Here is a 22520-nt window from a genome sequence, read left to right on the forward strand (position 1 = left end):
GCTCCTTTACATTTTGCACATAAAACAATATAAGGCGCTGATTTGTGACATCGTAATCGTACGAATAAGAAACGCGGGTAACTTATTTCCCGTTCGAATGATAGATTAGCTGCACAACGCCAGAGGAGAACGTTCTTGTATTAACCAGTTTTAAATTCAACCTTTTGTTAATATCCATAAACAACGGTTTTCCTTCTCCCAGAACAACAGGGTGAACAGATAATCTGAATTCATCAACAAGCTCTAAATGAATAAAAGTTGTAATAAGACTTGCTCCACCATATAGCCAGATGTCTTTGCCAGGCTTATTCTTTAACGCATTTACTTCTTCAATAATATGATCATTGATGTATATTGCTTTATGATCGGTCGCTTTCTGTGTCCTGGAAAACACATATTTTTCTTTACTATGAACGATTCGCCATAATTCTTTTTCAGTATCCGTATGATCTATTTCTGGAGTGAATTGCCCCCATAAGTCATAACTTTTTCTTCCATATAAAATGGTATCAATTTGATTTAAGAAATCTATAAACCCCATCTCAGAGTCCATAATGCACCAATCTACTTCCCCATTTTTCCCTTCAATAAAGCCATCTAATGTAACTGCTAAATCTAAAATGATTTTTCGTCTCATGGTTTGTTACTCCTTTCGGGATTTACCACTCATTATAGACCATCAATATGTCATCTTATGTCATATTAACAACAAGCCGGTTTTCTTACGATATTCCCCTTATGATTAAACTTCCATGAGAGGCGGTTCAATTTATAAATGTTTCGGTCATCCATTGATAAAATTTTTCCTTCTCTTCGAATTGAGGGTAATGTGCGGATTGCTCATAAGCGATAAATTCCTTTAAATCAGCATCCATGCTGTGGAAATACGTTTTTGCTGCATTCGTTGAAATCATGTAGTCATATTCCCCATAATAAAATAACACGGGATTTCAAGTTTTGTTACTCCCATCGGGGTTATCGATAAGCCTTGAAGCTCCGCCGTATTTCATGACATAATATCGCGGGGTAAACGCATCGCCACAGCCACCGATTGGCGACTTCTTGGATGTATAAAGTTATTGTCTCCCGGGGTAGGGACTATCCAGCTATACCCAACGAATAGACAGGTTCGTTGCACCTCACCTATGCCTTTTACTATGTGGCTGTTTTTATACGTCGGCATGCTGCGGACCCAATCGTTCGAGAACTCGGTCCAATTGCCGGGTTAGATAAGGCGAAACTTCGCCAAGCCCGCTCACTGCTTCTAACAATGGGAAGGTTTGCCCGCCCCACGGACCTTGCGGATCAAAGACTTGTCTGCCGACTCGCAAGCCTTCTGCTGTCATCGAGGAGTTTAATCGTTCCAAACCTTCAACAAGCAGACCGACCGGCAGCGCTTTGTTCCTCCGCAGGGACCATGCTGCTAAATAGGACATGCCGCGCAATATATCGTATTCGAAAAATCTCGGGAAGCAAGGCTTCAGCCACTCCTTATCGATGACGTTCCCCGTTTGCTTGGAACATACAAGACGATGCTCCATTAAATAACGGGCGCCCTCATCCAAGAATGCGGCTTCCTGTTCGGTATATTCCTGGTCGGTATGCCATAAGATCGCCTCAAGCGGAGGAAGCGTAGAAACGATAGAGCTCTTTCTGGAGTATGTATTAGCATCAGGCTCGCAGTTCAGTCCGCCGTCAGGCAGCTGATGCTTTAGAAGCCATTCGCGAATCCATGGCAGTTCTCTGTCCAGATCACAGCCATGCGCCATGAGAATCTTATAAAATACGGCAAGTTCGCAATGGCAGCAATCCATCTTCATCTTATCGGTTTCCGAGATTGGCTGGTCATCGACGGAAATGACGAAGGTCTGCCACACCTGAGTTTCGAGTAAATGTTTGGCTTTGGCGATCACAGACTCAGGAATCTGCCTCACTTCTCCCATTTCATAAAGCACAGACATATGCCACCAGGCTCCATCCCATTTTCGACGGGTGTGCTCACCGTGGGCGGTTTCCCATTGCGAAGTGGATTCAAGAAATCGTATAGATTCTTCGATTGCCAAACGAATCGTTTGATTGGTTACCATCTTGCTATCTCCTTTTTTGTTCGCCGCGCTTTCTTATAACGCGGCAAAGCTGCCGAGTCAACCATGGATCGGCAGCTTTCCTTTGTGAGCTCTGGCAATCACAATGGTTATATCACCAGAACCCTCCATCTGAATGAATAATTTGTCCCGTAACCCATTCGGATTCTTCACTTGCTAAAAAAACGATTAGCTTTGCAGCATCCTTAGGTTCACCGATTCGCCCCATCGGGAATTTTGGTAACAAGTATTCTTTCAATTCACTGTTCATCCATCCACTATCCGTTGGTCCAGGATCTACGGCATTAACCGTAATGTGAAGCGGCGCTAGTTCAATTGCAACGGATTTCGTAAAAGTAGAAACAGCCCCCTTTGTTGCTACGTATGCCAAATTCCCAGGCTGAGGCGACTTGTCTTGACCTGATACCATGTTAATAATTCGACCACCATGTTTTCCTTCTATATGACGAGCAAACTCAACCGTCAAAAGAAACGTTCCTCTAATGTTCACACGATAATGAGCATCGAGGTTATCTGCATTGATGGAACGAAAATCTACGTCAACGGAATGCGTTGCATTATTCACAAGAATGGATGGGGAACCTAGTTTCTCATGAACCTCATCAAGCAGCATACTCGGTGCTTCTGATTGTGAAAGATCCAATTCCATGGATTCGCACCTTACTCCATAGCTGCGGATCTCCTCCATAAGATGTTGCGACCAGTCTGCGTCATGATCCATAAAATAGTTCATACCACGATCATACTTTGACCAATGCGTGAAAAAAATGTCTGCGCCTTCTCTGGCTAATGCTCGGCATATTGCAGTACCGATACCCTTTTCTCGGCTAGCTCCAGTAACAATCGCGATCTTATTCATTAATCGTTTCATTAAAAGCATCTCCTCGCGAAAAACGCTGAACAACGTGCTAACGGAGATGTATGCTCACCATTCAAAAAAACGAACACCCTAAAAAAGGCATTCGCTCGGTGTGTTTATAGCACATGAACCCAGCGATCCTATAATGGTTTAACTGAAAATGGCCAAATGACCCCTTCAATCAAAAAGGGATCAACAAATCCATTCAACTCCTTAACCATTAAAGGATATCTCCCATTTCGGTCCATGCTCCTTTCGTACATCTCCTTTCACATAGGGTATCATAATTCCAAATTGTAGTAAATTATGATTCGGGAAAGAACTTATAGACCTCGCTTACTGCTGGGATCCCCATTTGGACTGGATAGCTTCATATTCGGATTTGGTAATCGGCAGAATGGAACCGTGACGTTTTTTTAGGATGCCGAAATCATATTCTTCCGGTTCAGGCTTCCTCCAGCATGCTCCTGTCGGCTCGCCGATGTCCGTCGTTATGATTGGCAAATATCCTCCGCTAGTTGAATATTGGTCAACGAGTAGCCCCCATTTTTCCTCGCCATTGAATTTAAAAAACTCCGGACCTTCGACATCCTTTCCCGTCAGCGTAAGCCCGAGTGACTCTAGCGTCGAAATCACTTTCCAATCTCCCATTAGTCGGTCACTTGTCTCGATGGTAATCTGCCCGTCGCAGGAAGCACGGAAATACTTGTCGCCGGCTTTAATCATCGTTGTGTCGATAATCGTACGTTGTTCACCGCGGGTTATATAAAGCTCGGCCGGCGTAAACGTACGGAAATCCTGCGTTTTGCAGCAATAAATATGCATCCCGCGGCCATCACCGGCGCGAGCGTCCCGGCTGGAAGCCCAGAATATCAGATAATCGCCTTCTTCCTCATCATAAATCGCTTCCGGTGCCCAAGCGCAGCCCGCCTCCTCGGGAGCCAGCTCTACCATGCGCGGTTCAGACCAGTGCACCAAATCCGGTGATTCCCAGATGATCAGCGAGCGGCTGCCGGTTATCGTGGCCTGGGAATTCTGCCAACCGCCGCGATGATAAATACTAAGGTCGGTTGCAAGCAAATAGAAACAACTGTCGTCCACGCTCCGAAGTATAAAGGGATCACGAACTCCCTGTTCCCCAACAACAGATCGCAAGACAGGTTGGTTCCGGTTCAGATCCTTCCAATGGAGTCCGTCTTGGCTCAGAGCGAAATAAATTTGCTCGCCGTCCTCCTGCTCACCGGTAAAATGAACGATCAGATATCCGTACAAAGATTCGGTATTTTTTGAATTTTGCATTGAGTGTCCATCTGCCTCCCGACTTCTTCGACGTTTAAACGATTGGATCGCTACCGATGTTATGCTTGCGATTTTTCTTGCGATTCGACAACTTGGATGACCGCAGCCAGGAACGCAAGTGTCAATCCTTGTCCCCATCCTTGTGCCCACTTTCGGTCAATACCGAGATATCCTTCAATGTCGTTCATGACAGCCGTTCCCCCGGACACGTTCAAGACCCGCCCGTTGTCAGCAATATTGGCAAGGACGCCGTCTAATGCTTTCCGGACATGCTTCGCATGAAGCGGATTGCCCTGCATCACCATCGCTGCCGCAATACCCGCTGTCGCCGATACTTCGCCGTAGGCTTCCGGGTAATCGAGCACCGTGCCCCACAAGCCGTCCTCTTTCTGCAGCCTTTTGATCGCCGCGAGCTGATCGCGTAAAGAGCTCCATATGTGCATCATTGGAGGATAAAGATAGCCTTCCGGCAGCCCCCTTGCTGCACGCGACATCGTATAGGCCGCCCACGCGTTGGCCCTCGCCCAATGGATACCGGACATATGATCCTCATTAACGTGGTTGTAGCCGTGATACCATAGACCGGAATTCTCGTCTTGCAGGTAATGAATATGCCGCTCGAATTGATGCAAGGCGTCGTCAATGAGCGTCTTCTTCCCTAGCAGCACGCCGACCCGAAGCTCAAAGTATGCCGCCATGAACAGGGTATCCGCCCAGCACTGCTCGGGAAAATCATTGTTAGCCGACACCGTATGCTGAAGCACCCGGTCTCCGAACCGCAAAGCATGATGTTCCAGATAATCGATTTTACTTAAAATGATATCCAGGTATTTTTGTTCCTTCGTCTGTTCATAAAGGGTAAGCAGCATGTGCCCCATCGCGCAGCTATTCACGGTCCATCCTTCTGGCAGGCCCGCTTCCATGTATTCCTCGACCCAATCGATCATCCGTTCCAGGTAGAAATGCTCGCCAGTCACGTCGAACATACGGCTGACGCCATAAAATGCGACACCGCCCGGCCAGTCCCATGTCAAATCCATCCCGAACGTATAGGTGGCAACGCGCTTCGCGGCTTGCTTTAAATCTTCCGAAGTGATATCCATTTTCAGCTTCATCATACCCTCCATTTTATGTAGAGCCCCCGCTTACGGCAGGAGCCCCTAAGTTTTAGTTAGGATTATCGCGATTACCGGAATTGGCCGGCATCAATCGCTTCTTGCTTCTCGTCCAAGATTTCTTGATAGCCGGCATCGAGGAATTTCTGCTTGGCCGCTTCGTACTTCGCATCAAACTGGTCTTCCGGCGCAAGGACAATGTCCAGATACAGCTCCTGGAAGAGGTTGTTTAAATCTGCCTTATACTCGTTTACTTTCTCAAGAACTACGGTGAACAGCGGGTCCTGGATCTGATACGGCTTTATTTCTTGCCGATATTTTATCATGTCTTCGACAATTTGCTCGTAACCGGCAGGCGTCCAGTTGTTTTTGTTGGCTTTAAGCGTGAGTTCAGGCGTTTCAAATGTAGGCGCTTCCGTAATAAGCGCCCAATAGTCCTTGTTATTGTTCTGGGATAGTACGGATTCGCCCTTGAAATCCGGGTCTTTTACCGGCAGGCCATCGGAATCAAGCGTATAGTTTTCCCCTTCTACTCCGTTCTGCAGGAACATCAGGTTCTCCGGTTGGCTCATCCACTCGAGGTACATCCATACGGCTGCGCGCTCCTCCGCCGTTGATGCATGGTTGATGCCCATGATCAAGCCAAACGTCCAGTCGGCGCGGCCTTGCGGCACATTGCCCTCCGGCACGCCAGTCCCTGGAGGAATGACGGCAAATTCAGCTCCCGGATTGTTCTTCAGTGTAGCTGCAAACACGTCGGTGTTGTTGGTAATGTAAAGTCCGTACGTGCCTGTATTGCCCGCAACAAACTCGGCCTTGAGCTTGTTATCATCGTCGCGAAGATAGAACTCTTTGTCAATAAGTCCGTTATGATATTGATAACTTAAGTTACGCAACCATCCTTCGGTAGCCGAGGTCGTAAAGTCCGCAACAGATAGATCTGCATAAAGTGCGTGGACCTTCGGGTCGGTCGGCCAATCCCGGAAGCCATAGCTGTAGTTGAACACATTTCGTGTCAGACCGGCCCCGGCAACGCCGATTCCTGCTTCCTTCCATTTCATGAGCATTTCATTGTACTTCTCGAGCGAGGTCAAGTCCTCGACCTTCATCCCCACTTTCTCCACCCAGTCTTTACGAATGATATTAACAAAGTTGCCATAGTTGTTTAAGTCCGGACGCTTACCGAAGACAAATGTATTTTTTCCATCAACGACGCCATATTGCTGAATCGTCTCGCTCATATTGCTCCAATAGGTTGGCGCATAGTGTTCAATCTCTTTCCAGTCCAACTCCTGCATAACACCTTCTCCGTAGTAAGCAAGCGCCTGTGGCATGTCATAGTGGAAAATGATATCCGGCGCCTTGCCAGCTGCGAGCAGCTGCTGATAATTCGTAACTTCGTTTGTGCGGGCGATCGGGGTGAACTTCACTTCGATATTATATTTGTCGCCGAATTCCTTCTGAATCCAGCGCGTGTAATAGTTATCGGTTACGTTCCAGCCTTCGAATGCACGCTCATACACGGGAATTTCCATGGTAACTCGTTCCGGGAAACCTTGCGAATAATCGGGATAGCCGCCTGCGGCGTTTTGGTTTGGGGTGGTACCCTCATCCGATGGAGAAGGCTCCTTCGAGCTATTGGTGCTATTCCCCGTACAGCCGGCCATAAGACCGGCAATGAATAGTAAAGCCATGAACATAGACATGATTTTCCGTTTGCTCATCGTATATCCCCCTTTTTAAATCTCATCCTATCGCTGCAAAAGCATCTCGAGCACTATTCCTTGATAGCCCCAAGCATGACTCCCTGGACAAAATACTTCTGAATGAACGGATAGACGCAAATGATCGGCAATGTCGCAAATACAACACATGCTGCTTTCAGTACTTCCGGATTGCTCAGCGAGACTTGCGTCATCTCAAGTTGAAAGCTCTCGCTTGCCTGAACAACCAAGTAATACAGTTTCAACTGCAAGGGCCTCAGATCGACATTATGCTTAATGTAGAATAGGGCATCCTGATAAGCGTTCCAGCGTCCGACCGCGTAAAAAAGGGAAAGTGTCGCCAGAATCGGCTTTGAGAGCGGCAGTACGATGCTGAACAGGATCCGGAAATGCCCCGCCCCATCCATCCGAGCTGACTCTTCCAGGCTGACCGGAATATTGCTGGAGATCGAAGTTCTCAATATCAGCAGGTTGAACGCGCTAAAGGACAGCGGCAAGATGAGGGACCATATCGTATCGAGCATCCCCAGGCTGTTGATCAGCATATATTCGGGAATCATGCCGCCGCCAAAAAACATCGTAAACATAAAAACGAAGGTAAAAAAAGAACGGCCCTTAAGCTGCTTTCGCGATAGCGGGTATGCCGCACAAATGGTGACGATCATGCCGATCATGGTGAACAGCACCGTAATAACAACGCTTACATAAAGAGACCTCAGGATACTCTGATCAGCGAAAACTTTGCCGTAGGCCTCCAGAGTGAAACCCGCTGGCCAGAGAAACACCTTGTTAGCAATGACGTAAGCGTCTTCGCTTAAAGATTTTGCAACGACATGAACGAATGGAAGCAAACAAGCAAGTGAGGCAGCAACAAGAAAGAGACGGATCAGGATATCCCATATGTCCAGTTTCCTGGTACGGCGAACGGCATAGCTGCTAACGGTTGTTTTCATCGCTTCCCTCCTTTCTAAATGACACCGTCTTCGCCCAGTTTCTTGGCAACCCGATCAGCAATTAATATAAGGACGAGCCCCACGACAGCCTGGAACAACCCGAGAGCGGTTGCTCGGCTGAAGTTCCCGCCTTCAATGCCCCAGCGATATACCAAAACGGGAATGGTTGTAGTGAACTCCGTAGTGGCTTTATTCGCTAAGGCAAAGACACGCTCAAAGGAACCTGCCATCACGTGGCCCAAGTTCAAAATCAGCAATGTCACGATCGTTACTCGGATCGAGGGCAGGGTAATGTTCCACATTTTCCGCCACCGGCCTGCACCATCCACGACCGCCGCTTCATACAACTCTGGGTTAATGCCGCTTATTGCGGCCAGATAGATGATCGTCCCCCACCCCATGCTCTGCCATACGCCAATGAAGACATAACTGATCAGCCAATTGACGTCTTCTTGAAGGAACGGGATGCGCGTCCCACCCAGATGCGCGATCAGATTATTGATCATACCGGTTCCTTCACCCAATAGTTGATAGGCGATTGCGCCGATAATGACCCAGGACAGAAAGTGCGGCAAATAGAGCAGGGTCTGATTTACGCGCTTGAATAGAACATTCTTGACCTCATTAAGTAATAATGAGAGCACAATCGGCATTGTAAAGCTAAATAAGAGGTCCGATACATTCAGCAGAAGCGTGTTGCGAATTGCGCGACTGAATTCGGATTTTGCGAATATGTCTTGAAACACTTCAAATCCGACCCATTCGCTGCCCCAGAATCCCTTGGCAATCTTAAAATCCTTAAATGCAAGCACGAGACCGCTCATCGGCGCGTACTTAAACACCAACACAAACGATAGAGGAATGAGGAGCAGGAAGTAGAGCTGCCAATCCCGACGAAGATAATAGAGAACCCCCAGTTTCTTATCTGTTAAGGAGATTGAAGCGGTTTCATTTTTGGATGCAGTGACTAGACCTTTCAAAATCTCACCTCCTCCATTCACGATCTCCCCGACTCGGTTCCCTAGTTCGGTGACCTCGAGGTTGGACTTATCATATCGCCCCGATGGTCCGCAGGTAAACGCCGAATATTGATACATTTCCGTCATGATTGATTCCATATTTAGCCGATTCGATATTCAAGTGAGTGCAAGAATCAGTATTGACTAATCGAATCAAATGTTGCGATATATATCGCTTCGCTATACCTGTGAAATTGGATTGGTTGAGCCTTCACGATGTTCTGGACCTCTGCATCTTATAGCTGCTCGGCGGCATCCCTTCAAATTTTCGGAACAGACGATTGAAGCTTCGTACATTCATGCAGCCTACCTCGGATGCAATCTGCGCGATTGACAGGTTACTGTTCAGAAGCAGCTCTTTTGCCTTCTCGATTCTCAGCAAGTTGAGATAGTCTGATATACTTTTCCCCGTTTGTTCATAGACAATTTTTCGCATGTAGGAGTAACTGATTCCGATTTCTTTAGCCATCTCTTCAAATACGATTTCTTCACGGTAGTGCTCATTCAAATAATGAATAATTCGCTCGGCGTATCTGTTGGATGCGCCCGGCGAGCGCGTAAGGTAATGAACAATCTCGCTGTAAAATCCAATAACATATTCTTCAAGCTCATCAAGCGTATCAAAAGAAGCCAAGGCAGCGTAAATGTTCCCCCGCCTCGTGAATATCCGCGCTGTGCTGACATTATTCTCTCTAAGGTGTTTAATGGTCACGCCAACCAATTGATGATAGATGAACAAGATATTATCGTAGGACACGTATTCGGCAGAACGGATTTCGTCACGAATGATTCTCAATTCTTCGATAATATTGTCCAGATCGCCATGTCCGAGGAAGTTGAGAATTCGCCTTTCACTGTTAGCAGGATAGATATATTTCTTGTCCCGTGCTTCCTCCTCCCTCCAGTATGTGATGCCGCCGCTGCCGGCGATCATTCGCTGCTTGATCGCTTCCAAGGCCTCCCCCAGTCGATCGGAGACCAGACGGATCGAATCTGCCGGACTGCTTACGCCGATCGTTACGGAGTACTCCAGCAATTCGTCCGCAGTGTTCCTCATCCTATTCAGAGCGTTATGAATGCCGATTCTATGGTTGTCATCTTCCCCCTGTCTGTAGTTGATCAGAATTACAAAGTGACCGTCACCATGATAGACGCAGCGCGCATAAACCTCTTCCGGAAACAAATGATCACACGTCGAGAGAAGCAGGTAGCGATGGTAGCTGCGAGTTTCCGGATTGTTCCGACTGATATACTTTCGATAGCCATCAATAGAAACGACGGCAACAAGAAAGTGCGAAGCCGGGAAGATTTCTTCGGCCTGAGGCGTCACTTCCCCCCGCAGCAAACTATGAATGGCGTGGCTCTGGGCATCCTGCTCGCGGATGCTGAGCAGCTTATAAAGTCCTTCCTCCTCTTCTTGCATTCGTCTGAAGGCCGCCTCGAGGAATACAAGCTCATTTTTATCCTGTACCCCTGGATTGACGCGTCCGCGAATCGTTCGGACCAATTCTCTGGCCGGCTTGGACAACCATGTTGCAATAAATACGGTCAGTATGGATCCCGCAAAAATAATAACAATCGTAAGCAAGATGATACCTCTCTGCAAAGAGTGGGGTTTGTTCATCAGTTCGTCGACCGAGTATATACTCACGTTCGTCCAACCGAATTCGTTCGAACGGGACCACGCGTACAGCAATCGTTCACCGCTGAGCTCCCGAAACATGTAGCCTTCAGACAATTCTTGCCTGGCGATTTCGGTAATAAACGCCTCCTCATAGGCGTTCTTGAGCAACAAATTCTTGTCATGATGGGAGATTATGGCACCGCTTGGCTTCATGAGCAAATAGCCTTGCTTCCCCGATTTCGTTGATCGCAAATACTGCTCGATTTGACGCTCCTTCAAATTGACCACAATCGTTCCGCGAGTAGCGGTTGAAAGACGGTTTAGAGGCAGCGCAAACGATATTACGTTCACTCCCGAATCAAGCCTGCGCGGATACCACACGCCGCGGATCCCTTTTTGCTCAAGAAGCGCCTCGTTCAGCCAGTCGATGGATTCATATTTGTCCAAACTCGTAATGCCTTTATCCGTTGAAATCACGTAATTCGCATCGTCGAGGTAAAAGAAAGACGAATAGACCCCATCGACGCTCTGATTCAGATTTAACAATTCCTTGAGCACCGCCATCGCCTTGCTCACATTCATATAATCCTTCTTGAGCCCGGCAAGGGACTTAAACGGGCGGATTCGATCAAAGATATCAGTGCCGCCAAGGCGTACCGTATTCTGTGACAAATTGTTAAGAGCGTTCTCGTTTAGCTCGCGATTGGCATTTAGTTCTGCAAGCGAAGTTTCCGCGAAGGCATGCTCCGAATTCCGTAGAATCTGAGAGCTGCTGTACCAGGTTAAAATTGCCATCGGAATGGCCATGATGCAAAATAGGATCAATGCCAATTGCATCATCATCGGAATTCGCTTCATTGGACCCCTCCATCCTTTAATTGGTTGTACTAGAATCAACACAAATCAGTAAAGCGCTTTCATATGTATGAGTTTTTTATAAAAGCATTATAAGAAATATTGAAACTGGGGAAATATTGAATGGTTCTACTGTCGTTAGCCTCCCTTCGTTTGATCATCAAAAAAAACCTAAGTTATTTCCTTTCGGAACGATAATCAATTCTCCTGCCGTTATAACAGATCACCGGGAGTTTGAAAACATCCTTTTTCTTGTTCATCCGTTATTCGAAAATCGGCGCACATTGCTTATTACGAAATAAGCTGAGCCATCAGGTGGCGTCAGCTTATTTGCGTTTTAAACCTGAAAAATATTTTTATGAAGGGCTCGTATGAATTGGATTCGTAGGGGCTGCAGTGGTTACCTGGCACTTTTAATTGAAATGTTTTATATTTGTCCATTGTAAGACATAGTCAGACATGGTTCATTTTAAAAAATGGATCTCATGTTATGTTAAGCCCAAATTCTCCCACTCGTAAATCACCAATAATGATATTGTTGATCCATATCTGATTCGATCCTAAAAATGAATCATATTTTACCATCTTGATCAAAAATGACATGCCATAAATCTGTTGCATTAGATAATCTAATCGACTACATATCTGCACCACACATCCGCGCAATTAAAAGAGCGGGAGGCTTCTCCCGCTCTAATGATGTGAGTACGCTTAAATGATATCTGCTTGCTTGATTCTCATTTTTACGATGTCTCCCGGATTTTCACCAGGTAGTTGTACATCAGTTCTGCTGCCATGGCCCGATTGGTAACAGCCTTCGGAGACAGCTTGCCTCCACCGGTGCCTTTAATCAATCCGGTATCCAGCATGATGTCCATCGCTTCCCGCGCATAACCGGATACGTCCTTCGTATCGGAATAGTGATCGATGCCATTCCCTCCGCCCGGCAGCTCGTTCCCGGCCGATTCCATCATCGCATGGAGCATGACGACCATATCCTGACGCGTGATGGAGTCCTCCGGCCTAAACCGGTTATCTCCCGTCCCATGGACCAGCCCAAGCTTCTTCGCCTCAGACAAATACGGCGTGTAGTACCGGCTGCCCGCATCGGCAAAATTACCGTCGTCCTCCGCGTTCCCTGGTTTCATGCCGAAGGCGTTCATGGCCATGACCAGGAAGTCGGCCCGGCTGATCTCCTCCTGCGGGAGGAATCGCCCTCCCCCTGCACCCTTTACAATATCTCGGGCTGAGAGGAAATGTACGGCGTCTGCATACCAGCTGCTCGGCTCCACATCCCGATAGGACACCTGCGCGTAGGCGATTGCATAGGTCCCGAGCTTGTTCGTATCGAAGGTCACGGCGCGAAGCCCGGTATCGTAATATCCGTTCATCATGGCGGGTACCGATCCTGTTGCATCGACTTCCCACGCAACCAGCTGGTCCGAGCGTTCGGCCGCCTCCGCATCGTAATGGAGCGATAGCCTTACATTCGTTCCGCTTCCCGTCCATTCCACCATCTTGCCGTCGATCTGCAGAAGCAGCTCCACGACCGGTCGGTTCCCGATCCCGGCAAGTCGGTCCGCGGAAAGTCCACTGCGGTTGCCCGGCCGAATCACGAGGCCCGTGAACTGCCCTGCTTCCGGCAGTTGGTTCAGCATATCGGAAGGCAGCTTCACGGTTGCCTGCGGGGTCACGATCTCGATCCGCTCCTGTGCGTGATTTCTGTTCAAGTAAGCCGACGGGATCTGGATGACAAATTCGCCGTTGAACGAACGGGCATTATCGTCCATTTGAATGGTTACGGTCTTGATCCCTCTCCGGTCAGCAGCGACGCTTTCGAAGACAGTGCTCAGATCCGAATCGCTGACTGATGCCTGAGCCCTCTGACCACTTATGGTGACTCCGACCGTAATCGTTCCCGGTTTGGAAGGACCCGTAGTCGGCGGCGTACCCCCAGGCTTGCCTTGGCCCGGTTGATTGCTGCTGCCACCATTATTTCCGTTGTTTCCGTTATTTCCATTGTTGCCGTTATTGCCTCCGCCATCGTTTCCTCCTCCGTCATTCCCGCCGCCCGGAGGAGAGGTTTTCTTTGAGGTCGTAAAGCGATAGATTTGGCTAAGCCGCTTGGCGCCGAATTCATCGGTAATATCCATATACCAGTAATACGTCTCACCGACTTTTCGTCCATCCCATGCGGCAGAGGCGATTTCTCCGGACTTCACCTCTTTTTGCTCGCCGATCAGCGTGTCTTTGTACACGTTGACCGCAAAATAATCGGTTGCCACCCGTTTTTGAATGTCCCTGAACGCAAACGGCTCAGTAAAATCCTCGATTGCGTCGTCAAAGAAATTATAGTCGTCTAAGTAAGGCGAATACGTATCCACATCCAGCGTTCCGGAGGTTGGATCGAACTTCAGCAGACGCAGATAACCGTTTCCTCCGTTCGGTCCTCCCTGATAGTCCGCCAGCATTTCGATGACCTGTCTTGACGATCCATCCGGATGTGTCACCGTCTTCACGACCCGGTTGGCAGCATGATAATGTCCGCTCAGCACGAGCTGCACGTTTTTGTTCGGTGCAATGACCTGGTCAAAAACGCTCTGCGCCATATTGGACAGAGTGCCGTTGCTCTCCAGATAAGCGTGCATGCCCACGATCGCGATGCGGTCCGCATGCTTCTTCAGCGCCTCGTTGGCCCAAGCAATCGTTTCCGGCGTATCCTCCAGTCCAAAGCCGATATACAGGAAAATAAAGTCATGGCCTCCAAACGAATAAAGGTCGTAATGGTTGCGGTTGTTATCCATTTCGCCGCCATACCACGGATTGTTCTTGTACCGGTCAGCCCCGACATACTTTCCGTAGTAGGAGTAATCCACACCGTCAATGATGACGTCGTGATTGCCCGCAAGCACGCCATACGGTACTCCTGCTTCGTCCAGCTTCTTTAGGTTGCGATCGGCTACCGCCCACTGCTTCTCGTCGTCGGCCACGTTCACAATGTCGCCGGTATGAATCACATAACTGAACAAACCCTTCTTGTATTCTTCCGTGATCCAATCGCCCAGCTTATCGAAAATGTCCGGGTACGACTCCGCATAATACTGCGTGTCCGTAAACCATAAAATGTTGAACGGCGCGTTCGCGCTCTTCACTTCATCTTGGACCATGGCCTGAATTTTACCGTTTCGTACGAAACGGTTTGGCTCCACTTCGGCAGACAGCGTGATATCGGATTCCGTTTCGTTGCCGGTGGCCGACTCCAGCCCCGTCCACTTGCCGGTCTCATAATCCCAAGCATACAGCGTCACGATGCGCCCCGGAAGTGTGCGCCCTTGCCAGTGCAGCTCTACCGCATCTCGCTGCGACCACGCTTCGTCCAGCTGGACTTCGAATCGATGATAAGGGAATCCGGAATCCGTATCCGTGATAAGGTACTCACCGTCCGGGTATGCAATTTTGTCTGCATCCTCCTTGCCGATCCCCTTCTCGCCGTCCGGCTCCAGCACAAGCGGCGGCTCCCGGTCTGCAACGTTGATGTGGCCTTCGATCCCGTCTTCGCGGGCAAAATCGTATTTATCCCCTTCCAAGAAGCGAACGTCCATCGAATCTCCGCTCGGATCGCTGAGTCGCGCTCTCAGGCTCGGATTCAAATTTACATTCTCCGCGAAATCGGCTGGGGAAACTTCGCCCGGAAGAAGAGGCTTCTCGTCTTCAATCATGAAAGTACGAGAGATATCCGCCGAGTTGCCGGCGCCGTCATGAACGGTCACTTTCAGAATATGCTCGCCAGGCGCAAGCTGCGTAGAAGACGTTTCGTAAGGAAACTTGATCGGCTCGCCATCAAGCTCCGCCGTAATGTCGGTTACGCCGGTCAAATTGTCCAAAGCGACCACATCCAGTGTGAAAGGCCCTTTGAGCTGCATGGCATCCGCCAACAGCTGCCCTTCCCCATACGTTATTCCCTCAATCTCGGGAGCCGTATTATCTACCGTCACGTCGATAGATTGGAAGTCTTGTCCGTTCATCAACATGCTAAGGGAATATATCCCGTCCTCTACCGAATCGGTGTCGAGCTCGGAATATCTCGCCGTGAACTTGTCCTGCGGAATCGGAAAATGAAAATCGCTGATCATGGGCTTGTTCGGATTGCTGCCGTAATCTGCGTCCCCGAATCCGTAATACGTATCCTCCCGGTAATCCACTGTCGATTGCCCGAGGTTGCCCAGGTAGTTCAGCACCTTGTCCGGTTTGACCACAGAGCTGTCCGGCAGCACGAGATGAAGATTCATCACTTCGAAATCGTCATGGTTGTTCTTGCCGAATACTTTGTCGTGATCTTTGACTTGATACGGCGCATTCTCATTCCCGGTATGCACGGAAACGGTTGTACCGGTCACGAAAAGCTCTGGAGTCATGTCGAACATCGACCAGGCGCCGTCCATGTATTTGGGCAGGATGCGTCCGAAAAATACCGTCTCCCCGCTTGCGTCCAGCGCGCTTGCCGACGCTTGGTAAATCTGATCGATGCCACGGGTCTGCATGCCCAGCTGCACCTTACCTGGCAGCGCCTTGCGAAGCGGCAGCGGATTGCCGTCAAAGCGGATTTCGATATCATCCTCGGCCCGGGAGCCGTATGCGTAGAAGAATGCCTTCCCGCTGAGCATGCTGCCGTTTGCCAAGGATAGGCCCGGATCCGGCAGTTCCGTTCCCGTGCTTTCTTTGTTAACCGTTAGGAGGCCCCCCCTGGAATTATAGGGTACCCGCGTGCGGTTGCCACTGTCGTCGGCCGCATCGATGATATAACGATAAACGCCGATCTCATTTAGCGTGATCGAGCCTTGGTAGACGTAACGGCCGTTATCCTGGGATGCAAGCGTAAGCGCATGCTTGTCCGTAAACACCGTCGGCTCCTCGGTAGCCGCTCCAATCAGTACTTCTACGGAAGCAAGAGGCTCATCGCTGATCACGGAAATCGGATAAGCCTGGCTCTTGCCCATATTATAGGCGGTCTGCTCATGCTGCAGTACTGGAGCGATCATGTCGACGCCTGCCACAGGCGGCACCTGACCGGGATCAATGCTGCCGGGATTGGCGTACATCCGGTTATCCAATCTTCTCATGGTTGTTCCTGCATCGGGGTAAGCATATCGTACGACCGCATTGCGGACGTCGTTGACCAGTCTGTCCGGGCTGTCCGGCGTGCTCGGATCGTACCAGGCCTGCACGATGTACGAATTGGCCTGTCCCGGCGCGGACAAGGCAATCCCGCGATGCAGCGAATTCGGAAGATTGAAATCCGATGCTTTCGAATTATCGTAGAAAATGATGTCATTATCCTTCAGCGTGCTGTTAAAATGCAGATTAAAGTCGCCCGTCGTGGTATATCCCTTTCCGTTCGCAACCGCTTCCTTCGCGAACCAGATCACGGCAGCGCTGTATGGTTCGATCGAGGTATGGTCCGGTATCGTCCAATGCTTAGGCGCTGTTGTACCCGGATATAGGTACGAAAGCGTGTAATCCTTGAGATCCAATATCTGATCCGAATTATTGTAGATTTCGACGTATTCATACTGGTTGCCGCTACCCCAGCGGTAATCCCCGGCCGGGTTCGGAAGAATCTCAGTGATTAGGATACGCGGAACGTCCCCGCCGGCGGTTCCTCCGGTTAACGCCGTTTCATACTCGCTGGATCTCGACCGCTGAAGCCCATCTGCTGCCTCTATATAATAGTGCAGCTTATCGCCGGTCAGCTGATCGGCCGGAATGACGGCATCGAATTGGTTCCCCCCGCGATCGATCATGTCGATCATGCTGTAGGGGCTATTGACGGCCGTTTTATAATACAGCTTAACTTCTAGCGCATCTCCGTCGGCGTCATAGACGCTTGAGCTTACGGTCAGCGGCTGCGTCCGTTCGTCCGAGGCGACGGGCGTGTGTCTGATTTCCGGGACGTGATTGTCAGGCGGCAATAGCTGCCCCGGGTCGATGATTCCAGCGGAAGGCAAGGCTTCCCTGGCATAAGGGATCATGTCCAAGCCGCCATTAGGAGGCTGGAGATGCACGCTCTTGCCGTCACCGACATCTTCGGCGGTATAATAGAAGCCGCTGATTACATCGGCGTCATCGCCTTTTCGGGTTATGTATAAGCCGCGGTCTGTGTTGTTGAGGCCGTCCTGCCCCCGAAGCTTGAATACCGGCACGTGGTCGGGAACCGAGTGGTACAGGCGGAAATCGGATTCCTTCAAGGCTGCGGCTGCCCCGGTTATGGACGAGCTTGTGCGTTCTACCCAGAGCACGGCCGGGCTGTCCGCTGGGATGACCGCCCCATCCGGATTGCCGTAAACCGTGTCGGTCACCGTTAACGTCTTCATACCCGTATTGTAGTCGTAACGAATGTTGAACTCGTCGTTAAACGAGATCGGCGCCCCCGAATGATTGTAGAGCTCAACATATTCGAACAGATCGGCTCCGCCTGCCCCCTCGATCGTTTGCTGATTCGACCGGTCATCGGGATAAATCTCCGAGATCAACACCGGCATCGCTCCCGATGGGGCGGCATAGGCCGGAGTGCTTGCAAGCGTAAGCTCAAAAAAACTGCTGCTGATCAGTATGCCGGATAATAATCCGGCGATCCATTTTCGCTTCATGTGCTCCTCCTTTATGCTTTTTTCCTCTAAAAGCCTAAAGCATAAAGGTCAAGCGAATATCAAATGAAATCGCATGTTTCGTAAACTGAATTGAGACACAGAAACACGGATCAATTTCTGCTAATCCAAAATCATGTCAACGACTTGTTTCGCAAACGCAGCATAGGGCTCGATCAGATCAGGACTTTGATCGATAGCCCACCTGAGGTTATCGAAAGCCCTTAATAGCAGCAAATGCCTCATGTCATCAAGGTCTTGTTCACGTATCCCGTACCCGTCTAAAAACGCTTTGAATTCCTTAATATTCGGGCCTTCTTCTAGTCCTAATATTTGGTACTGCATCAATTGAGTAACAGTTGCATGCGGTACCGCGCTTACTTCTGCATTGCCCCAATCCAGCAATATAACTTGGTTTGCCTGATTGACCATCGTATTCTTTAAAGAGATATCTCCATGATTTAAACCGAAGCGGAACGTTTCTTTCTTCAAATTCTCGAACAGCTTTCTCACTCTCTGCGATTCCACCTGCGAAATTACGCCAAGCTTAATCAAGCGATCATGCTCTGTCAAACTATTGATATTATACTGCACGTACCCGTGCCAACTGCCATCTGATCCTGCATGAGAAGGTGACTGAAACTCACCATGGACTGGATCAATCAGATTCCCTCCAAAACCTTTCACTTGAATCGAATGAATAAGCTTGGCATATTCGCCAAGCTGCCTCCAAACTTCGGACTTGGATACCGTACTGTCTAATCCGTTGTCGCCATGTATAAATGTTTGAATCATATATGCTGTTTCATCAACGATACCAATGGACAACACCTCAGGCCCAGGAATGCCAACTGCGGCTGCTTGCTCGATACACCATTTTTCTTTGATAAAGCTTGAAAATGTATCTTTATCGTTCATGCGGACGACGACTTTATGACTCTCTGTTTCCACTACGCAAACCTGATTTACGATACCTTTACCTATGATCTGGTATGACATTTTCGGTTGTTCTAGCAGAAAATCGCCTGTAATTCGTTCTGCTTGCATAACTACAGAGTGCTCCATCGTATCTTTCATCCCCCTTTAATAAAGCTCCGCGATAAAATGTTCTATCACATAGAATACCAAAATGTTGGAGATCATGACTGGTAAAGATTCGTTATTAACTAAACTATACTGGCCGTAAGTTTTAACAAAAAGCAGCCGTTCCTAATGACCAACCTGTTCCATTATCCGTATTCTGTGAAAGAAGTCGAATCTGTTTGCGTTCCTTATTTGCTTCTCTTGTTTGGGTGCCTCTAATGATGCGGCTGATTTGTCCTCTTCCCGTTTCACTGCATGGTTCCGTATCAATACGCAGCTGCCTTGTCAGCAACTCTCCCATCCCTTTTCTGCATAAATCCGATCTCAATACACATTCTATATTGTACAGCTTAGAAAAAAGGTGGAATGTGAAATGGCAAATAACAACAACTATAATCATAATCAGCATGATCATACGGATAATAATGATCAGCGGCAGAACAAAGTACATGGTGGGGAGTATCGCAATGGACGTCTTAGCCAAATTAAAAATAATAACCCGGATGGCGAAGATGTTCCGAATGAGTTTGTAAGTCGAAAAGAGTAATAGGAACCTAATGGATAATCCTTCTAGCTGGCTCTGTCTTCAAATGTAATTATGCGAGAAGGTGTCGATTTCCTCTTCTCAAGATACAAGACCCCCACTGATTCTTCGTTGATCAGTGGGGGTTAACATGTTCATCGACGTATTCTGGTAATAACTACTTTCGGTTGTTGGGGAAAAGAAATACCTTCTGCATATTCTCAAAATCTACACCATTCATTCTTCCAGCACAGCGTTCAGCCGATCTAAGTTTTGTTCATTGGCCACGACGCAGTATTGCTTAGCTTCTTCGAACTCCGCCGCTTTCATGAATAGCTGGCGAAAAATGACCCTTGTACGGTCGCCCAGTTCCTCGAAAGTAGCCGTCAACTGAAATTCGTGGCCTGACAAATGCCTGAGTTTGATTCGCTCCAACGGCAAGATTTCCTCAAAAACGTTATGGTTGGGATAGTCCACACCATCCGGCCCATGCATGACATACCGCCATGTACCACCCGGCCTTAAATCGAATTCATGAAAGGTATTGGTGAATCCATTCGGTCCCCACCAACATGCCAACTGATCCGGATTGGTCCAGGCTTCAAAGACCTGCACACGCGGAAAATCGAATTCTCGCGAAGATATAATTTCGTTCTCACCCATAGTAGATTTCATGGGTATACCTCCTATTCGAGTGTTTTGCCAAGTGTATCAAGCATTTCATTCGTTCCATGCTCACGCACTTCCGGCGTATCATACCCGTCGAAAAATGCCCCTTGCTCGGTGAAGACCAGCTTTGTGCCGCCCTCGGTCGGGATGAATTCGACTGTTGTGAGTGAAACGGACATACGAATGTCGTCCGAATCCAGGGAGTAGCTATAGACGATGCGCTCTTCCGGCACAATTTCTTGGTAGCATGCGTCAAAGGTAAAGATGGGACCCTCTGGCGGGCCTCCTCTGCTGTATTCGCGTCCTCCGACATGGAATTCGAAAATATCGGGTTTTGAGAACCACTTTGCTTTGGCAGCCGGATCGGCCCAAGCTTGATAGACCTTTGCAGGCGAAGCTGTATAAGTCCGCTCCACAACGAAGGTAGCATGTTTGACAAATCGTTCGTTCACGGTTATTCCTCCCTAAATTTCGATTCTATCTCTTCCTCGGCAATGAAATCACCCAATAAATCCAGATGGTGCTCCCAGCTCGTTCTCCGCTCGATCACTAACTTCTCATGGCTCTTTTTAATCGCTTGCATGAGATCGGTGAAGTCTTCCACTGCTAAGGGAGCCTTCCCCTGCATCGACTTGGATACATGATGAAGCTGTTCAAGGAGCATTTGCTGCAGCTTGATTTGTTCTTTGATTCGGGCTATTTGCAGGTTGACGATCTCTACTGGACTCATCTGCTCGTCGTTCAGGACGGACTTGACCTCCTCCAAAGATAAGCCTAATTCCTTAAGCGATATAATCTGCTGCAGGCGTGACAGGTCAGATTCATCGTACAGCCTATGTCCGGACTCCGTCTTGCCCGATGGCGAGAACAAACCGATTTGATCGTAAAATCGCAAAGTCCGCACGGTGAGTCCCGTTTGTTTGGCAAGATCCCCCACCTTCCAATTTCGTTTCATAAGTGCTCCTTTGTTAGCGCTAACTATGTACCGGTAGATTAAGTATAAAAGATGACGTAACGTTAGGTGCAATCGAAATTTTTTATTTTGGTAAAAAACAACTACATGTATCGCCACTTGAACACATATTGTCTTTCTGAATATATACATGTCGCTACATCGTAATAGCAAAAAAGCCGCGAGTTCCGCGACTTCCTATGCGTATATGTTCTAATCCTCCGACAATCCTCTACTCCAATTACAGACTCTTTATATGAGTATGTTTTAATATCTGATGGATGAATTACTCTCTTGCAGCGTCTCCATCATGATATAAAAATATGGACTGTCGCCAGTATTGTCTATGTATAATCTAATCGTTCCACAGAGATAACATTTATTAATCATTTAATCCCTTTCCAGCTAGGATATGCGGGATATATTTTTCAACCCTAGATTCTCGGGTTTTGGATTGCTTGGGTGTAGAAAAATGGAGAAGGTATGCTCTTTGTCGTCCCGGCGTCAATGCTTCAAAAGCCGTCTTTAAGCCTTGGATTTCCACGAATTTATTTTCTAATTCTTCCGGTATGATGTATTCCGTATTCTTTTTATAGGTCACTTGCAAACCGGCCTTCTCAACTTCAATGGCTTCATCAATATATGTTTTCAAGATAAGTTGCATTTCATCGATCTCTTGAACATTGGTGAACCGGATCTGACGCGCTGCCTGAACATTCGCGGTTTGTTGGATTAGGATCCCTTGGGGATCTTTTAACAATGCGCCTTTGTGAAACAGAAGCGCACAGTAATCCTTAAATCCATGAATCAAAACGATGTTTTTATTGTCAAACGTGTAACAAGGATGCATCCATTTAAAATCCTCGGTCAGCCCGCAGTCAAGAGCGATTTCTCTCAGCAGCTTGAATTCTTCCTTCCACTTCTTAAGCTTGTTAAAATAAGGATCAATCTTTGAATTCCTCTCACCTTTGATCATCAAGATCCCCCTCCTGAATTGAAAATCCATAGATATTGTTAAAATCATTCTTCATTATCCCCTAGAAGTTGATTCAAGCGCAACATATTCTAGAGCCACCATCCCCCCCATTTTACTCTC

The 22520-nt window shown here is 48.3% G+C and carries 16 protein-coding genes and 1 pseudogene; 1 reads left to right on the plus strand and 16 read right to left on the minus strand.

The features are described 5' to 3' along the window. Positions 1 to 82 precede the first annotated feature (82 nt). The 12 genes and pseudogenes from OHJ21_RS09590 to OHJ21_RS09645 form a co-directional block, all read right to left on the minus strand. Complete coding sequence (locus tag OHJ21_RS09590) at positions 83 to 637, minus strand: dihydrofolate reductase family protein (protein WP_486019932.1); 555 nt, start codon at positions 635 to 637, stop codon at positions 83 to 85. A gap of 127 nt (positions 638 to 764) precedes the next feature. Then, positions 765 to 1040 (minus strand): annotated as a pseudogene (locus tag OHJ21_RS09595) (alpha/beta hydrolase); the annotation flags it as partial. 129 nt (positions 1041 to 1169) lie between these two features. Continuing rightward, a complete protein-coding gene (locus OHJ21_RS09600; RefSeq protein WP_486019933.1) occupies positions 1170 to 2087 on the minus strand; it encodes a prenyltransferase/squalene oxidase repeat-containing protein in 918 nt (305 codons plus the stop codon). Positions 2088 to 2199: 112 nt separating this feature from the next. Further along, entirely contained in the window at positions 2200 to 2976 is a 777-nt protein-coding gene (locus OHJ21_RS09605) for an SDR family oxidoreductase (RefSeq protein WP_486019934.1), read from the minus strand. A gap of 324 nt (positions 2977 to 3300) precedes the next feature. Beyond that, positions 3301 to 4263 carry a glycoside hydrolase family 43 protein gene (locus OHJ21_RS09610; RefSeq protein WP_486019935.1) on the minus strand — a complete coding sequence of 321 codons (963 nt, stop codon included), beginning with the start codon at positions 4261 to 4263 and terminating at the stop codon, positions 3301 to 3303. Positions 4264 to 4322: 59 nt separating this feature from the next. Next, positions 4323 to 5378: a glycoside hydrolase family 88/105 protein gene (locus OHJ21_RS09615; protein WP_486019936.1), complete on the minus strand. Its 1056-nt coding sequence runs from the start codon at positions 5376 to 5378 to the stop codon at positions 4323 to 4325. A gap of 71 nt (positions 5379 to 5449) precedes the next feature. Continuing rightward, entirely contained in the window at positions 5450 to 7102 is a 1653-nt protein-coding gene (locus tag OHJ21_RS09620) for an extracellular solute-binding protein (RefSeq protein WP_486019937.1), read from the minus strand. A 53-nt stretch (positions 7103 to 7155) separates the two neighbouring features. Then, a complete protein-coding gene (locus tag OHJ21_RS09625; protein ID WP_486019938.1) occupies positions 7156 to 8055 on the minus strand; it encodes a carbohydrate ABC transporter permease in 900 nt (299 codons plus the stop codon). A gap of 14 nt (positions 8056 to 8069) precedes the next feature. Further along, positions 8070 to 9161, minus strand: a complete 1092-nt coding sequence (locus tag OHJ21_RS09630; RefSeq protein WP_486019940.1) for an ABC transporter permease — start codon at positions 9159 to 9161, stop codon at positions 8070 to 8072. A 124-nt stretch (positions 9162 to 9285) separates the two neighbouring features. After that, a complete protein-coding gene (locus tag OHJ21_RS09635; protein WP_486019941.1) occupies positions 9286 to 11556 on the minus strand; it encodes a helix-turn-helix domain-containing protein in 2271 nt (756 codons plus the stop codon). Between the two features lie 740 nt (positions 11557 to 12296). Continuing rightward, the gene (locus OHJ21_RS09640; RefSeq protein ID WP_486019942.1) at positions 12297 to 18200 is read right to left on the minus strand and encodes an S-layer homology domain-containing protein; all 5904 of its coding nucleotides are present in this window, start codon (positions 18198 to 18200) and stop codon (positions 12297 to 12299) included. A gap of 120 nt (positions 18201 to 18320) precedes the next feature. Continuing rightward, a complete protein-coding gene (locus tag OHJ21_RS09645) occupies positions 18321 to 19274 on the minus strand; it encodes a phosphotransferase family protein (RefSeq protein ID WP_486019943.1) in 954 nt (317 codons plus the stop codon). A 379-nt stretch (positions 19275 to 19653) separates the two neighbouring features. Between OHJ21_RS09645 and OHJ21_RS09650 the strand changes: the two genes are divergently transcribed. Further along, positions 19654 to 19827 (plus strand): hypothetical protein, encoded by a 174-nt coding sequence (locus OHJ21_RS09650; RefSeq protein WP_165789646.1) that lies wholly within the window; start codon positions 19654 to 19656, stop codon positions 19825 to 19827. 213 nt (positions 19828 to 20040) lie between these two features. Here the strand turns inward: OHJ21_RS09650 and OHJ21_RS09655 are convergent, their stop codons facing one another. The 4 genes from OHJ21_RS09655 to OHJ21_RS09670 form a co-directional block, all read right to left on the minus strand. Next, positions 20041 to 20478, minus strand: a complete 438-nt coding sequence (locus tag OHJ21_RS09655) for an SRPBCC family protein (protein ID WP_486019944.1) — start codon at positions 20476 to 20478, stop codon at positions 20041 to 20043. Between the two features lie 11 nt (positions 20479 to 20489). Then, the gene (locus OHJ21_RS09660; protein WP_326113440.1) at positions 20490 to 20924 is read right to left on the minus strand and encodes an SRPBCC family protein; all 435 of its coding nucleotides are present in this window, start codon (positions 20922 to 20924) and stop codon (positions 20490 to 20492) included. 2 nt (positions 20925 to 20926) lie between these two features. Further along, positions 20927 to 21427: a MerR family transcriptional regulator gene (locus OHJ21_RS09665; protein ID WP_100537445.1), complete on the minus strand. Its 501-nt coding sequence runs from the start codon at positions 21425 to 21427 to the stop codon at positions 20927 to 20929. A gap of 379 nt (positions 21428 to 21806) precedes the next feature. Next, the gene (locus OHJ21_RS09670; protein ID WP_486019945.1) at positions 21807 to 22400 is read right to left on the minus strand and encodes a YdeI/OmpD-associated family protein; all 594 of its coding nucleotides are present in this window, start codon (positions 22398 to 22400) and stop codon (positions 21807 to 21809) included. Between the last annotated feature and the right edge of the window lie 120 nt (positions 22401 to 22520).

This window comes from Virgibacillus sp. LDC1 (assembly GCF_025792345.1).
In the GTDB taxonomy this organism is placed as follows: Bacteria; Bacillota; Bacilli; order Paenibacillales; family Paenibacillaceae; genus Paenibacillus_AQ; species Paenibacillus_AQ lautus.

Coding starts and splice junctions, on each gene's coding strand:
- OHJ21_RS09590 (WP_486019932.1), bottom strand. CDS start 637: ATGAGACGAAAAATCATTTTAGATTTAGCAGTTACATTAGATGGCTTT.
- OHJ21_RS09600 (WP_486019933.1), bottom strand. CDS start 2,087: ATGGTAACCAATCAAACGATTCGTTTGGCAATCGAAGAATCTATACGA.
- OHJ21_RS09605 (WP_486019934.1), bottom strand. CDS start 2,976: ATGAAACGATTAATGAATAAGATCGCGATTGTTACTGGAGCTAGCCGA.
- OHJ21_RS09610 (WP_486019935.1), bottom strand. CDS start 4,263: ATGCAAAATTCAAAAAATACCGAATCTTTGTACGGATATCTGATCGTT.
- OHJ21_RS09615 (WP_486019936.1), bottom strand. CDS start 5,378: ATGAAGCTGAAAATGGATATCACTTCGGAAGATTTAAAGCAAGCCGCG.
- OHJ21_RS09620 (WP_486019937.1), bottom strand. CDS start 7,102: ATGAGCAAACGGAAAATCATGTCTATGTTCATGGCTTTACTATTCATT.
- OHJ21_RS09625 (WP_486019938.1), bottom strand. CDS start 8,055: ATGAAAACAACCGTTAGCAGCTATGCCGTTCGCCGTACCAGGAAACTG.
- OHJ21_RS09630 (WP_486019940.1), bottom strand. CDS start 9,161: ATGACGGAAATGTATCAATATTCGGCGTTTACCTGCGGACCATCGGGG.
- OHJ21_RS09635 (WP_486019941.1), bottom strand. CDS start 11,556: ATGAAGCGAATTCCGATGATGATGCAATTGGCATTGATCCTATTTTGC.
- OHJ21_RS09640 (WP_486019942.1), bottom strand. CDS start 18,200: ATGAAGCGAAAATGGATCGCCGGATTATTATCCGGCATACTGATCAGC.
- OHJ21_RS09645 (WP_486019943.1), bottom strand. CDS start 19,274: ATGAAAGATACGATGGAGCACTCTGTAGTTATGCAAGCAGAACGAATT.
- OHJ21_RS09650 (WP_165789646.1), top strand. CDS start 19,654: ATGGCAAATAACAACAACTATAATCATAATCAGCATGATCATACGGAT.
- OHJ21_RS09655 (WP_486019944.1), bottom strand. CDS start 20,478: ATGAAATCTACTATGGGTGAGAACGAAATTATATCTTCGCGAGAATTC.
- OHJ21_RS09665 (WP_100537445.1), bottom strand. CDS start 21,427: ATGAAACGAAATTGGAAGGTGGGGGATCTTGCCAAACAAACGGGACTC.
- OHJ21_RS09670 (WP_486019945.1), bottom strand. CDS start 22,400: ATGATCAAAGGTGAGAGGAATTCAAAGATTGATCCTTATTTTAACAAG.